Below are 14,760 nucleotides of genomic sequence, written 5' to 3'. Positions count from 1 at the left end.
TAAGAATTATGCTTGCGCATTTGCTGGCATTTTTTTGCGTCGGCTGTCAAACGGGGGATTCGGAAGAGGGCGTGCGGCGGGCCTAAAATCATCTGGCGTGGCGGTGCGGCAAATTTCTTCTCCCCGCCGGGGAGAAGGTGGCCCGAAGGGTCGGATGAGGGGGCAACGTTAGCGATATACGGAGAACTTGCCCCCTCATCCCGCTGCCGCGACCTTCTCCCCCACGGGGAGAAGAAATGCGCGGCGACCGCTCGGTTCCTTACCAGCTCTCCGCCCATACCCTCATTCACGCTGCTTCCTGCACCAGATGCCCGGCGGAAACCTCGCGGTAATGGCGCTGCGGCGGCACATAATCCACCGGCCGAATCGGGCTTTTGATCTCGTCGGTCGCCATGTTGCGCCGGATCTGCCGCCGCGCCGGGTCCGGCACCGGAACGGCGGACATCAGCTTTTTCGTATAGGGATGTTGCGGATTGTCGAAAACCGCCGCGCGCGGCCCGATTTCGACGATCTCGCCGAGATACATCACCGCCACACGATGGCTGACGCGCTCCACCACCGCCATGTCATGGCTGATAAACAGGAAAGCGAGGTTGAGGCTCTGTTGCAGGTCGAGCAGCAGGTTGCAGACCTGCGCCTTGATGGACACATCGAGCGCAGACACCGCCTCATCGGCGACGATAACCTTCGGATCGAGCATCAGCGAGCGGGCAATGGCGATACGCTGGCGCTGTCCGCCGGAAAATTCGTGCGGGAAACGCCGCATCATATCCGGGCTGAGGCCCACCTTTTCCAGAAGATCGGCCGCCTTTTCGCGAGCCTGCTGCTTGGTTCCAAGGCGATGCTCGATAAAGGGCTCCATGATCGCCGTGCCGATGCTCATGCGCGGATCGAGCGAGGCGAAGGGATCCTGGAAGATCATCTGCACGCTGCGGCGCATGGTGCGCAGCGTCGTCTTGTCGAGCTTCAGCACCTCGTAACCGTCAAGCATGACATTGCCGGATGTCGGCTCGATCAGCCGGGTGATGGAGCGGCCCGTGGTGGACTTGCCGCAGCCCGATTCACCCACGAGAGACAGGGTTTCGCCCTCGGCGAGATCGAAGGAGACCTTTTCCACCGCATGCACGGCGCCGGATTTGCGGCCGAAAAGGCCGGTGCGGATATCGAAACGGGTGGTGAGGTCCTTGACGGAAAGAATGGGCGTGCGGCCGCCGGAGACCGTATCCTTCACCTCCGCGACGGGCTGGCTTTCGCCGGTCTTGATATCGATGATCGGGAAACGGGCCGGCAGCACCCTCTCCTTCATCGAGCCGAGCTTCGGCACCGCCGAAAGCAGCGCCCGCGTATAAGGATGGCGGCCACGATGGAAGATGTCGTCGGTGGTGCCGGTTTCCACCACATCGCCGCGGAACATGACGATGGTGCGGTCCGAGACTTCCGCCACCACGCCCATATCATGGGTGATGAACAGGACCGACATGCCCTCCTCTTCCTGCAGCGTCTTGATGAGGTCGAGAATCTGGCCCTGAATGGTGACGTCGAGCGCCGTTGTCGGCTCGTCGGCGATCAGCAGCTTCGGTTTGGAGGCGAGCGCCATGGCGATCATCACGCGCTGGCGCATGCCGCCGGAAAACTGGTGCGGGTAATCATCGAAACGGTTCTTCGCATTGGGAATACGGACCTTCTCAAGCAGGCGAATGACCTCGGCGCGCGCAGCGGATGAGGAAATATCCTGATGCACGGTCAGCGCCTCGGCGATCTGCTTGCCGATCGGGAAGATCGGGTTAAGGCTGGTCATCGGCTCCTGGAAGATCATCGAAATGTCCTTGCCGCGAACCTTGCGCATCTCCTCTTCCGGCAGCGCCAGCAGGTCGCGCCCGCCGAGCATGACCTTGCCTTCGATGCGGCTCGTCTTTTTATCGAGCAGCCGCATGATGGAGAGCGAGGTAACGCTCTTGCCGGAGCCGCTTTCGCCGACGATCGCCACCGTTTCGCGCGGCGCGATCTCGAAACTCATATTGCGGACCACGGATTTCCAGCCGCCATCGACGCGGAAGGATGTGGTGAGATTTTGAACCGATAAAACCGGGCTTACCGAACCGCCGGTCTGTTCCATGGACGTTGCCGCCAAAAGCATGCCGATCTCCTGAAAAGCAAAAGGCGGCCATGAAGGCCGCCGGATGTCTTACGCAGCAAGTGCGGTTTCGGCCATCGAAACCCAGTAGCTGATGCCGTAAGGCAGCGCATCGTCGTTGAAATCATAGGCCGCATTGTGCAGCCCGGCGGTATCGCCATTGCCGATGAAGATGAAGGCGCCGGGGCGCGCTTCCAGCATATAGGAGAAATCCTCTGCCCCCATATGCGGGTTTGGATTGGTGTTGACGGCGTTCGCACCGGCCACGCCCATCGCCACGCCGGTCGCGAATTCGGTCTCGTCACTGTGGTTGAAGGTGACGGGATAACCGCGATGATAATTCACCTCCACGGTGGCGCCATGCGCCATGGCGGTGGCGGTGGCCACTTCCTTCAGGCGCTTTTCGGCGAAATCGCGGGTTTCCGGCAGCAGCGTGCGCACCGTTCCCGTCAGCGTCACCGCACCGGGAATGACATTGACGGCCGTGCCGCCATGGGTGGTGGCGACGGTGACGACCAGCGATTTCAGCGGATCCGTCTCCCGCGAGACGATGGATTGCAGGGCGATGATGATATGCGCCGAGGTCAGCACAGGATCGATGGAAAGATGTGGGGCGGCCGCATGGCTGCCCTTGCCGGTGATGACGATTTCGAAACTATCCGCCGCCGCCATGGTCGATCCCTTGCGGATGGCGAAATTGCCGACCGGAATGCCCGGCTCGTTATGCATGCCATAGACCTGCGAAATGCCGAATTTCTCCATCATGCCGTCGTTCAGCATGGCGAGCGCGCCAGCGCCGCCCTCTTCCGCCGGCTGGAAAATCACCGCCACGGAGCCCTTGAAATTGCGGGTCTCGGCCAGATATTGCGCCGCACCCAAAAGCATGGCGGTGTGCCCGTCATGACCGCAGGAATGGGCCTTGCCCGGCGTCTTCGAAGCCCAGGGCTTGCCGCTTGTCTCAAGGATCGGCAGCGCGTCCATGTCGGAACGGAAACCGATGGTCGGGCCATCCCCGTGCCGGCCCTTGATGATGCCGACCACGCCGGTCTTGCCAATGCCGGTCTCGACGACGTCGCAGCCGAAGGATTTCAGTTTTTCGGCCACGAATTTCGATGTTTCGAAGACATCGTAGAGCAGTTCCGGGTGTTCGTGCAGATGGCGCCTCCAGCCGGCAACTTCTTCCTGCATTTCAGCCACACGGTTCAATATCGGCATTCTCTTTTTCCCTTTTTTTGTTCCCCGCCGGGTTGTCGGACGCCATATTGCGTTTGGAAATTCTCGTTTTGCAAGCATGAAATTTGCTGCATGAGCGAAAAATAGGCCCAAAACTGAATGGCTCAATTTTTGTTCATCAAAGGAACATTGGGACTTGCTTTTCAAAAAAACTGACAATAGCATCATCGGGAATGGAGGAATATTCCTTAGCAAAGTCAAATACTTAGAATAACAGACCTTGCACATGACGACGGGAAAAGCGTCAAACATTCAAACAGATAAAATCCAAAAAGGGGAAAACGACAATGAAGAAGCGCAGCGTTCTCTTTGCCAGCACGGTGGCGGCCATGGCCCTGGCAGGCTCTGCCGCCCATGCCGAGCGCGGCAGTGACGGCGAACTGAAAATCCTGTTCTGGCAAGCAGTATCGACACTTAATCCTTATCTTTCCGGTGGCACGAAGGAAGTCTACAGCTCGTCCATGGTGATTGAGCCGCTGGCGCGCTACGACGAAAAGGGCGAGCTGGTGCCGATGCTGGTCACCGAAATTCCGACGATCGACAATGGCGGCGTCGCGAAGGATTTGCTCAGCATGACCTGGAAGCTGAAAAGCGACGTGAAGTGGTCGGATGGCACGCCGTTCACCGCCGAGGATGTTATTTTCACCTGGAAATATTGCACCGCACCGGATGGCGGCTGCGCGCAGGCGGCGCAATATGAGGGCGTGAAGAATGTCGAGGCCGTCGACGCCCACACCGTCAAGGTCAGCTTCACCGAACCGAAACCTTACCCCTATTCCGCATTCGTCGGCGCACAGTCGCCGGTCATCCAGAAGAAGCAGTTTGAAAAATGCGTCGGCGCTGCCGCACCCGGCTGCACATCCGCCAATTTCGGTCCCATCGGCACCGGCCCCTTCGTGGTCAAGGATTTCAAGCCGAATGACGTGATCAGCTTCGTCGCCAACACCAATTACCGCGACCCCGCCAAGCCCGCCTTCGCCACGGCGACCCTGAAGGGCGGCGGTGATGCCGCTTCCGCCGCACGCGCCGTTCTTGAAACCGGCGAATTCGACTATGCCTGGAACATGCAGGTGGAGCCGGAAATCCTCGCCACCATGGTGGCCGCCGGTAAAGGCAAGCTTGAGACAGCCTTCGGCACCCAGGTCGAGCGTATCAATCTCAACTGGTACAATGCCGATCCTTCGCTGGGCGACAAGCGCTCCACCAGGCAGGCCGGCCCGCACCCTGCCCTTTCCGATCCCGCCGTGCGCCGTGCATTGTCGCTCGCCATCGACCGCGATGTCATCGACGAAGCGGGTTATGGCGAAGCGGGCAAGCCGACCTGCAACATCGTGCCGGCGCCGGAAGCCGTCGCTTCCACCAAGAATGACAGCTGGTGCCTGAAGCAGGATGTGGAAGGCGCAAACAAGCTGCTGGACGATGCCGGCTGGGTGAAGGGCGCCGATGGCATTCGCGCCAAGAATGGCGTGAAGCTCTCCTTCCTCTACCAGACCTCCACCAACTCGGTTCGCCAGGCCACGCAGGAACTGGTGAAGGACATGTGGTCGCAGATTGGCGTTGCCTCCGAACTGCGCAATGTCAGCGCTTCGGTCTTCTTCGGCGGCGACCCGGCAAGCCCGGATACCTTCCAGAAATTTTATGCCGACGTCGAAATGTACACCAACAATTTCGACGGCACGGACCCGGAAAAATATCTGGCGGAATGGCTGTGCGACAAGATTCCGGCCCCGGAAAACGGCTGGCAGGGCCAGAATATTCCGCGTTATTGCAACCCGGAATTCGACAAGCTGGTGGGTGAACTCTCCAAGACCGCCGAGCTTGCCAAGCGCGCGGAGATTTCCAAGCAGCTGAACGACATGCTGACGGAGGAAGGCGCGCATATTCCGCTCATCCACCGCGGCAGCGTTTCCTCGCATTCGCTGACGCTGGAAGGCGTTCGTATGAATGCCTGGGATTCGGAACTCTGGAACGTCGCGGACTGGTCCCGCAAGAAGTAACACGCAGATGCGCCGGCTTCTCCCCCCGGAGAGGCCGGCCTTCTGCATGCCCCTGGACCATGATCTGAAGACACATTTGCCGCGTTAAGGCGAAAACGCTCCCAATTTTCGTCCTGTCGCGCTCTGGGTCTGGAGAGTTTCAGATGTTTACCTTTACGCTCCGGCGGCTTGCCTTTGCCGTACCGACGCTGCTTGTCATCAGCTTCGTCATCTTCGCGCTGCTCGATCTTGCGCCGAACGACCCGACCGGCGACCTGCCGCTCACCATCCCGCCGGAAGTGCGCGAGCAAATCCGCGCCTCGCTTGGCCTCGACCAGCCCTTCTTCATCCGTTACCTCATGTGGCTTCAGCAGTTCTTCATCAACGAACCGCTGAACCTCCTGGAAAAGCTGACCGGCTGGCAGATCGGCGATGGCAGCCGCATGCGGGTGCTCTCCTGGGCGACACGCAGCCCGGTGGTCGATCTCGTCATTCAGCGCATGCCGCAGACGCTGTGGGTGGTGGGCCTCGCCTATCTCTTCGGTGCGCTGCTGGCGATCCCGATCGGCGTCATCTCCGCCTATAAGCAATATTCGATCTTCGACCAGATCGGCACCTTTGTCTCGATGGTCGGTTATTCGGTGCCGACCTTCTTTACCGGCGTTCTGCTGGTCGTCATCTTCAGCTCCTACCTGCAATGGTTCCCTTCCGTTTACGACACCAATCTTCAGGTGACCGACTGGGGAAGTTTCGTGGCGCAGGTAAAGCAGATGTTCCTGCCGGTGCTGGTGCTAACGCTCTACAATGTCTCGCAGATCAGCCGCTTCGTACGCGCCTCCATGCTCGACAATCTGCATCAGGATTATGTGCGCACCGCGCGCGCCAAGGGCGTGAAGGAAAAATCCGTGCTGCTCATCCACGTGCTGCGCAACAGCCTGATCCCGGTCGTGACCGTGATTGCGCTCGGCGTGCCGACGATCTTTTCCGGCGCCATCATTACCGAGCAGATTTTCCGCGTGAACGGGCTTGGCCAATTGCTGATCACCGCCGTTCAGGGCGCGGATATTCCGCTGGTGCAGACGCTGACCTTCATTTTCGCCGTGCTTATCGTGCTCTTCAACCTGATTGCCGACGTGCTGTATGGCATTCTCGACCCGAGGATCCGCTATGACTGACGCCACCATCGCAGCGCCGACGGTTGCGGCCACCCCCACGCAATCCGCCCTTGCCGATATCTGGAAACAGTTCCGCGTTCACAAGGGCGGCGTGGCGGGCCTCTTCGTCTTCGTTTTCATCCTGCTGGCGGTCTATGTCGGCCCTTATATCCACACCGTTGCGCCCAACGCCATCAATGTGAAGGCGCGCAACCAGTGGCCGTCGCTTGCGCATCCTTTCGGCACCGATAATCTCGGCAAGGACATGCTGGCGCAGGTTCTGGCCGGCGGGCGCATTTCGCTTGCCGTCGGCATCACCGCCATGCTGCTGGCGCTGTTTCTCGGAACGCTGGTGGGCGTGCTGTCCGGCTATTTCCGCAGGCTCGACGGCCCGCTGATGCGGCTGACCGACCTGTTCCTGGCGCTGCCGCTCTTGCCGCTGCTGCTCGTCATCCTGATGCTGTTTCGCGATACGCTGCGCGCCGCCTTCGGGCCGGAAACCGGCATCTTCATCCTCATCGTCTTCGTGATCGGGATAACCAGCTGGATGCATACGGCCCGTATCGTGCGCGGCGATGTGCTGACGATCAAAAGCCAGGAATTCATCATGGCGGCGAAATCGAGCGGCATGCGCGAATACCGCATCATCCTCAGGCATATATTGCCGAATGTGCTGAGCTCGATCATGGTCTCGGCCACGCTCGGCATTGCCGCCGCCATCATCACGGAATCCGCGCTGTCCTTCCTCGGCCTCGGCTTCCCCTCCGATTTTCCGACCTGGGGACGGCTGCTGTTCGACGGCGCGAACTTCCTGCAACTGACGCCCTCGCGCGTGCTGTGGCCGGGGCTGGCGATTTCGCTAACGGTTCTGAGTGTGAATTACATCGGTGATGCTGTGCGTGATGCGCTTGATCCAAGGGCGCTTAAGAGCTGAGCGCTCCCCTTCCCTCATCCCTGTGCTTGTCACAGGGATCCAGCCAGCCCAAGTCCTTGGGCTGAAAGAACTCTCCCCGCCGCGCAGACGCGCGTCGGCTGGATTCCTGTGACAAGCACAGGAATGAGGTTGAGGGGATGCCCCGGCACATAAAAAACGAACGTGCCCTAGTGGTAATTCACCTTCTCCGCCTCAAGAATGCTGTCCGCATCCAGCGCGGCAATCGGAATATCGCTGCGCGCCGGAATATCGCCGGAAAGCTGAAGCGCGAGATAACGCCCGCAGCAGACCCGAAGGAACGAGGTGAAATTGCCCAGATCGTGCCCGGCATCGATCGATTCATTATAAAGCTTGGCGATGAGCTGCACGCTGTTCATGCCGTCACGCCGCGCGATCTCGTCCAGCGTCGACCAGAAGAAGTTTTCAAGCCTGACACTGGTGACCATGCCATCGATCCTGAGCGACCGCGTATGGCTCTCCCAAAGCGTCGGGTCTGCCTTGATGAAAAGCTTGCACATGGTTTCCTCCCTCACCACGCCTGAAAGATAGGCGGAAAACGAGGCCGGAAAAAGCCCCGTTTCGCCGGTCTCATTTGCCGAGCACGGCCATGAATTGCGAAAGCCAGGCCGGATGTGCCGGCCATGCGGGCGCCGTCACCAGCTTGCCGTCAGTAACGGCCGCATCGATGGCGATATCGGCATAGGTGCCGCCCGCCAGTTCCACTTCAGGGCGGCAGGCGGGATAGGCCGAGCAGGTGCGGCCCTTCAGGACGCCCGCAGCCGCCAGCAGTTGCGCACCATGGCAGACGGCGGCCACCGGCTTGTCGGCCTCGAAGAAATGTTTCACCGCAGAAAGCACATCCGCATTGAGCCGCAGATATTCCGGCGCGCGACCGCCGGGAATGACCAGCGCATCGTAATCCGCAACCTTGATATCGGCGAAGGTGGCGTTGAGCGCGAAATTATGGCCGCGTTTTTCCGAATAGGTCTGGTCGCCCTCGAAATCATGGATGGCCGTGGCAATGGTCTGGCCCGCCTTCTTGCCCGGGCAGACGGCATGTACCGTGTGGCCGACCGCGAGCAGCGTCTGGAACGGCACCATGGTCTCATAATCCTCGGCGAAATCGCCGGCGATCATCAAAATCTTCTTTGGCATGTCTGCTCCTCCCGTTTTCGAATGCCTTTGGGCACCCTAACAGGCGGGATCGAGATGCGGGTATTATGGCAATACTACAGGGTCGATAAAGCTGGGATCAGCGGGCCTGCGGCGGCTGCGGCCAGCGCCGCACACCGCCGCCCCAACTCTCAAAGGCCTTTGAAAGCTTCAGCACGAACAAATCTTCGTAACGCGGCCCGACGATCTGCAAGCCGATGGGCATTCCCGATCTGGAGAAGCCACAATTGATCGAGGAGGCCGGCTGCTCCGACATGTTCCACGGCACCGTGAAGGCTATATGTTCGAAGGGCCGCTCGGGATCATTGGTGGGCGAGGCCCAGTCGGCCGGATAGGACACGATGGGATTGACGGGTGAAATCACCGCATCAACGGACTGCATCAACCGCCCGCAAGCCTTACGCATTTCCATGGTCTGGTTGAAACCGAAAACGGCGCGCGCGCCGGAAACATCCGCCCCCTTCTGCGCCCATTCATGAATATAGGGAAGGATCGCGGCGCGACGGTCCGCGCTCAGCGCCGTCATATCGCCCCAGAACTTCGCCCGCCAGAAATCGTCCAGCCCGTCCAGCATTTCCCGCGTCAGCACCGGCTCGACAGGGATGATGATGGCGCCAGCCGCCTCGAACAGTTTCGCGGCGGAGAGCACGGCGTCGCGCACCTCCTCGTCCAGCGGCAGGCCGCAGCCGGCATCCAGCAGCAGGCCGATTTTCAGGCCCTTCACATTAATATCGAGGTCCATCCAGTCGATATCGTTGGGCGGCAGCGCCGTGCCGTCGCGCCAGTCAGGGCGGGAAAGCGTCGCCATGGCATAGGCGGCGTCGGCAACGGTGCGTGTCATCGGCCCGGCGCAGCGGCCGGTATAATAGGGATCGACCGGGATGCGGCCCTGGCTCGGCTTGAAACCGAACAGGCCGGTCCAGCCCGCCGGCAGCCGCACCGAGCCGCCAATATCCGTGCCGACATGCAGCGTGCCGTAACCCGCAGCCCCGGCCGAGGCCGCACCCGCGCTGGAGCCGCCGGGGTTCTGGGTGGGGTCCCACGGATTGCGGCTGAGCTTGTGGAAACTGGAAAGGCCGGAGGACAGCATGCCGTAATCCGGGCAGGTCGTCTTGGCGTAAATAATCGCGCCATCCTCACGGCAGCGAGCGGCCACCGGCGCGTCCTCTACCGCGGGCACCAGTTCCACCGCTTTGGTGCCGAGCGGCACCGGATGGCCTTTCGTGGCGATCAATTCCTTCAGCGAAACCGGAATGCCATCGAGGGGCCCAAGCGTGTCGCCTTTTTGCCAACGTTGCGTCGAGGCCAGCGCCTGCCTGCGTGCATCCTCCGGATCGTAGGCGTAAAGCGCGTTCACCACCGGTTCGAAAGCATCGATACGCGCTTCCACGGCCTGCCAATATTCCGATGGCGAAAGCTTCCTCTCCCGGTAAAGCGCCAGGATTTCGAGCGTGTTGAGGTCTATGAGATCGGTCATGGCATCGTCTCGTCAGAAAAACAGGAAATAAGGGCGATATCGGCTTGAAACGGTCAGCTGGTATCCCGCGGGTCCAGCAGGTCGCGCAGGCCATCGCCGAGAAGATTGAGGCCGAAGACGGCGAGCGCAATCGCAAGGCCGGGCATGATGGCGAGCCAGGGTGCTGTGCCGAGATAGGTCTGGGCATCGGCCAGCATTCGTCCCCAGGTGGCGGCGGGCGGCGGCATGCCGAGACCGAGGAAAGAAAGGCCTGCTTCCGTCAATATCGCAAGACCGAGCTGGATCGTCACCTGCACGATGATCTGGTTGGAAATATTCGGCACGATGTGGAAAAGCGTGATCTTGGCGCGGTTCTGGCCGATGCTGGTGGCGGCGGTGACATATTCCCGCGACCATATCTGCAACGCCGCCCCCAGCGTCAGCCGGGCAAAGACCGGCACCATGAAGGTGGCGATGGCGATGATGGCGGTAAAACGGCCCGTGCCGATGAAAGCGCCGAGCATCATCGCCGACAGGATGGGCGGCACGGCGAAGATGATGTCGCAGATGCGCATGACCACGGTTTCGATGAAACCGCGCAGCGCCGCAACCGCAACGCCAATGGTCGTGCCGATAAATGCGCCGATGGCGACGGCGGCGATGGAGGTGGAGAGCGAGTTCCACGCGCCGGCCATCAGCATCGACAACACGTCGCGGCCGAAATGATCTGTGCCGAGACCGCCATAAACGAACGGCGATTTCAGCTTCTGGACGATCTGCATCTTTGTGGGGGACACAGGCGTCCAGACCAGCGACAGCAGGGCGACTGCGACCAGAAAGACCGTGACGGCGATGCCGACGGCAAAGGCGGGGCGGCGGCGGATCAATCGCATCATCGCGCACCTGCCCGCAGTCTCGGATCGATGAAGAGATAGGCAATATCGACCACGAAATTCATGACGATCACCAGCGCCGAGAAAAACAGCACGACGGATTGCATGACGACGATATCGCGCTGGGTCAGCGCCTGATAGGCAAGCCGCCCGAGACCCGGCAGGTTGAAGACATTTTCCACCAGCACCGCGCCGGCAATGAGGAAGGTGAATTGCAGGCCGATCATGGTGACGACAGGGATCATCGCATTCGGCACCGCATGGCGCCACAACGCCACCCGCTCGCTCAGGCCCTTGGCGCGCGCGGTGCGCACGAAATCCTCATTCATCACTTCCAGCACGGCGGAGCGGCAGACGCGCGTAAGAACGCCGGCCTGCGACAGCGCCAGCGCCACCGCCGGAAGGATGAGCGCTGTAAGACCCGCTGAAAAGCTCGGCGTCCAGCCGGGAAAACCGCCGGCCGGCATCCAGCCGAGCGTGGTGGAAAAGACGATGATGAGCAGCAGCCCAACCCAGAAGCCGGGCACGGCAATGCCCACATGCGAAAACAGCCCGGCCGCAAAATCCAGCGCCCCGTTGCGGCTCCTCGCCGCCGCCACGCCGAGCGGAATGGCGATGGCCACCGAAAGGCAGACGGCCAGCAGCGCAAGCGGCAGGGTAACGGCCAGCCGCTCCAGGATCAGCCCTGCCACCGGCACGCCATAGGTATAGGATTGCCCGAGATCGCCATGAAACACGCCGGCCAACCAGTGGAGATAACGCAGCGGCAGCGGCTGATCGAGGCCCATCTGCTTCTGCAGCGCCGCGAGCGTATCGGGGCTCGCCGAGGTTCCGAGCATGATGGCGGCAGGATCGCCCGGCAGCAGGCCCATGACGACATAGATGATGAGGGAAACGGCAAACAGGGTGATGACGAGGCTTAAAAGACGCCGGATGAGGACGGCTAACATCTGGCATCTTCTCCTTGCTTTGTTTCGCCTGCGGTCGAAGGTCCGGTTATCTCTCTCCCGTCATTCCGGCCCTGAGCCGGAATCCAGCCGACGCGCGTCTGCGCGGCGGAGAGAGCCCTTTCAGCCCAAGGACTTGGGCTGGCTGGATGCCGGATCATCCTCGGGCTCGACCCGGGGACCGGCATGAAGGAAGAAACGGCTATCGACAAACGTCACTCTTCCCAATGCACATCCGTCAGCACATTCGAGGGAATGGGCTCGTTTTCCCAGAGCCCCTTCACCTTCCTGTCCCAGACGCCGAGTTTCGGCATGACGAAAAGATAAAGGGCGGGTACATCTTCCGCGAGGATTTTCTGAGCTTCGCCATAGAGCTTTTCCTGCTCGCCGGCATCCGCCGTCTTTTCCACATTCGCCACGACTTCGTTGAAAGTCGGGTTCTTGTAATTGAAATAATAGGGGTCGCGCGCATAGATATCGATATCCATCGGCTCGGCATGGGCAACGATGGTCATGTCGTAATCCGCGCCTTTAAGAACATCCGCCACCCATTTCGCCGGAAACTCGGTGGTCTCGATGGTCATGGTCACGCCGATTTCGGCAAACATCGCCTGCAGGATTTGCGAGGTGCGCTGGGCATAGGCCATTTGCGGGGCTTTGATGGTGAAGCTGAAACCATCCGGATAACCGGCTTCGGCAAGCAGCGCCTTGGCCTTGTCTATATCGTAAGGATGTACCCCAGTCGTATCGATATAGCCGCGGTCATTCGGCGTGTAATGGCTGCCGATGGCCGTGCCGAAGCCGGACCAGGCGCCTTCAATGACAGTGCCGCGATCCACAGCCATCATCAGCGCCTGACGCACGCGCTTGTCATCGAAGGGCTTGCGGGCATTGTTCATGCCCGCCACGACCTTCAGCTCGGTATTGCCGACGAAGGTGCCGAGGCGCGCGTCGCCATCGAAGGAGGTCATCAGTTCCGGAGCGCCGAATTCCGGGAAGGCATCGATATCGCCAGATTTCAGTGCGGCGGCCTGCGCCTGTGGATCGGAGACGAAACGGAAGGTCGCTTTCTCCAGCTTCACCGCCACGGCCTTGTCCCAATAGGCGTCGTTCTTCCGCAGCTCGACCTTGTCGCCCTTGGCCCAGGCCACGAATTTGAACGGGCCGGTGCCGATTGGTGTGGTGCGGTTATTCTCCGCGCTTTTCGGCGCCACCATCACGGAGGCCGGCCAGCCGAGCCAGTAGAGAAGGCTGCCGGCCGGCTGCTTAAGCTTCAGCACCAGCGTTGCGGCATCCGGTGTCTCTATACTGTCGATGGCGGCGAAGAAGCGTTTCTGCGGATTGACCGAGCTTTCGCCACGCGCCCGATCCAGCGCAAATTTCGCGACAGTGGAATCGAAAGCCTCGCCATCATGGAAGGTGACGCCCTTGCGCAGCTTGAACGTATAGGTCTTGCCATCAGGGGAAATTTCCCAGCTTTCGGCAAGCTGCGGCTTTACCTTGCCTTCGCGGTCGATCTTCACCAGACCTTCGAAGACATTCTGCCAGGTGACCTGGCCGATGGCGACGGGGGCGGCGATGGTCGGATCGAGACCGGCCGGCTCGACGGCCATGCCAAGCGTCAGCGCGGTTTTCGGCGCGGCTTCGGCAACCGTTGCCGAAAGCGGCAGCCAGAGCGCCGTGCCCAATGCAAGGGTCAGCGCGGTGCGGCGCGAAAGCGTTGCCGCCTGCGAAAGATAAGTGCGTGGCATCATTGTCCCCTGTCTGGCGGCCGGAGCATTTTTGCCCTTCCGAAGACCGCCCGTTGCAAAAAGAGTGTCATGTTGCAGGCGCACACACAATCTCGATTTTTGTGTGCTCCGTGTAGCTGAAATGGCTACACGGAAATGCGGATGGAAATCAACCTTCCGGGCAGATTGCCGGCCATCTCGCTTATCCCGCCGTCGCCTCGCGCATGAAGCGCTCGATGAAATCGGCAAGCTTGGAGGCGGCGAAGGACAATTGCCGGTCGGGCGCGACACAGAGATCGATCTGAGTATGGATGCCCTTCTTGCCGGAGAGCGGAACGGCGACCATCTGCCCGCTGCGGATTTCCCGCGCCACAGAAAGCGCCGGCAAAAGCGTGGCGGCGGCGTGGCCCAGCACCAGTTCCTTCAGCATTTCCAAAGAGCTGGTAATGAAGACGGGATCAAGCTCGATGCCCGCATCGGCAAACAGCGTGTCGAAAGCCTGACGCGCCGCGAAACTCTTGTCCGGCAAAGCAAGCGGCAGGCTGGCCAGCTCTTTGAGCGAGACTTCCGTCTGCCCGGCAAGCGCATGGCCGGCCGGGAAGATGGCGTCGTAGCTGATGCGGGTGTGAGAGCGCACTTTCACGCCAGAAAGCTTAGGGGCAAACAGGCTGACGACCAGATCGGCCTCCGCAGCACCCAGCGCCTCCATTGCCTGCCGGGCGCTGGTAATATGCACCTCGAAACGCAACTTCGGATATTTCAGACTGAACTGCGCCAGCACCGGCGCCAGAAGGTTCGCCACCGTCGCACCATTGGCATAGACCGTGACGCGGCCGCGCTGCAGGCCCTTCAGATCATCGATGAGCTGGTGGACGTGGTCGAGTTCCCGCAACGTCTTGCCGGCGCGGGCAGCTAGCAGCTCTCCCGCAGCCGTCAGCTTCACGCCGCGGCTGGAACGCTCCACCAGCGGCGAGCCGAAATAATATTCAAGGTTCTCGATCTGCCGGCTCACCGCTGTCGGCGCGACATTCAGATTTTCCGCCGCGGCGCGCATGGAATTGGTGCGGACGAGTTCGTCGAAATACATCAGGGCGCGCAGTTGCATGGTCTGGATACCTTGTTTTGGCCGA

At 60.8% G+C, this 14,760-nt stretch carries 12 protein-coding genes; 3 read left to right on the top strand and 9 right to left on the bottom strand.

The window, feature by feature from the left end; translation table 11 throughout:
* Positions 1–286: 286 nt before the first annotated feature.
* Both RAC79_RS11570 and RAC79_RS11565 read right to left on the bottom strand, forming a co-directional pair.
* On the bottom strand, positions 287–2,137 hold the full coding sequence (locus tag RAC79_RS11570) for an ABC transporter ATP-binding protein (protein WP_065655299.1): 1,851 nt from the start codon (positions 2,135–2,137) through the stop codon (positions 287–289).
* A gap of 48 nt (positions 2,138–2,185) precedes the next feature.
* Positions 2,186–3,349 carry a M20 aminoacylase family protein gene (locus tag RAC79_RS11565; protein ID WP_125146488.1) on the bottom strand — a complete coding sequence of 388 codons (1,164 nt, stop codon included), beginning with the start codon at positions 3,347–3,349 and terminating at the stop codon, positions 2,186–2,188.
* Positions 3,350–3,654: 305 nt separating this feature from the next.
* Here RAC79_RS11565 and RAC79_RS11560 point away from each other — a divergent pair, with 305 nt between their 5' ends.
* From RAC79_RS11560 to RAC79_RS11550, 3 genes are all read left to right on the top strand, one after another.
* Positions 3,655–5,364, top strand: a complete 1,710-nt coding sequence (locus tag RAC79_RS11560; RefSeq protein ID WP_174037635.1) for a peptide ABC transporter substrate-binding protein — start codon at positions 3,655–3,657, stop codon at positions 5,362–5,364.
* 143 nt (positions 5,365–5,507) lie between these two features.
* The gene (locus RAC79_RS11555; protein WP_174037633.1) at positions 5,508–6,518 is read left to right on the top strand and encodes an ABC transporter permease; all 1,011 of its coding nucleotides are present in this window, start codon (positions 5,508–5,510) and stop codon (positions 6,516–6,518) included.
* Positions 6,511–7,431: an ABC transporter permease gene (locus tag RAC79_RS11550; protein ID WP_003523158.1), complete on the top strand. Its 921-nt coding sequence runs from the start codon at positions 6,511–6,513 to the stop codon at positions 7,429–7,431. The genes RAC79_RS11555 and RAC79_RS11550 overlap by 8 nt, the downstream gene beginning before the upstream one ends.
* 167 nt (positions 7,432–7,598) lie before the next feature.
* Here the strand turns inward: RAC79_RS11550 and RAC79_RS11545 are convergent, their stop codons facing one another.
* From RAC79_RS11545 to RAC79_RS11515, 7 genes are all read right to left on the bottom strand, one after another.
* The gene (locus RAC79_RS11545) at positions 7,599–7,949 is read right to left on the bottom strand and encodes a ribbon-helix-helix domain-containing protein (RefSeq protein WP_078053235.1); all 351 of its coding nucleotides are present in this window, start codon (positions 7,947–7,949) and stop codon (positions 7,599–7,601) included.
* Positions 7,950–8,019: 70 nt separating this feature from the next.
* Positions 8,020–8,586: a DJ-1/PfpI family protein gene (locus RAC79_RS11540; RefSeq protein ID WP_003523156.1), complete on the bottom strand. Its 567-nt coding sequence runs from the start codon at positions 8,584–8,586 to the stop codon at positions 8,020–8,022.
* A gap of 97 nt (positions 8,587–8,683) precedes the next feature.
* Positions 8,684–10,081 carry an amidase gene (locus RAC79_RS11535; RefSeq protein ID WP_374997010.1) on the bottom strand — a complete coding sequence of 466 codons (1,398 nt, stop codon included), beginning with the start codon at positions 10,079–10,081 and terminating at the stop codon, positions 8,684–8,686.
* A gap of 53 nt (positions 10,082–10,134) precedes the next feature.
* Positions 10,135–10,956 carry an ABC transporter permease gene (locus tag RAC79_RS11530; protein ID WP_374997009.1) on the bottom strand — a complete coding sequence of 274 codons (822 nt, stop codon included), beginning with the start codon at positions 10,954–10,956 and terminating at the stop codon, positions 10,135–10,137.
* Positions 10,953–11,903 (bottom strand): ABC transporter permease, encoded by a 951-nt coding sequence (locus RAC79_RS11525; protein ID WP_059760891.1) that lies wholly within the window; start codon positions 11,901–11,903, stop codon positions 10,953–10,955. Before RAC79_RS11525 ends, RAC79_RS11530 begins: the two co-directional genes overlap by 4 nt.
* Positions 11,904–12,115: 212 nt before the next feature.
* Positions 12,116–13,651 (bottom strand): ABC transporter substrate-binding protein, encoded by a 1,536-nt coding sequence (locus RAC79_RS11520; protein ID WP_374997008.1) that lies wholly within the window; start codon positions 13,649–13,651, stop codon positions 12,116–12,118.
* A gap of 181 nt (positions 13,652–13,832) precedes the next feature.
* A complete protein-coding gene (locus tag RAC79_RS11515; protein WP_220318259.1) occupies positions 13,833–14,735 on the bottom strand; it encodes a LysR family transcriptional regulator in 903 nt (300 codons plus the stop codon).
* Between the last annotated feature and the right edge of the window lie 25 nt (positions 14,736–14,760).

Origin of the sequence: Agrobacterium sp. LR_9, assembly GCF_041954855.1 — a bacterium.
Lineage (GTDB): Bacteria > Pseudomonadota > Alphaproteobacteria > Rhizobiales > Rhizobiaceae > Agrobacterium > Agrobacterium leguminum.
This window is presented reverse-complemented; position numbering and strand designations above follow the sequence as displayed.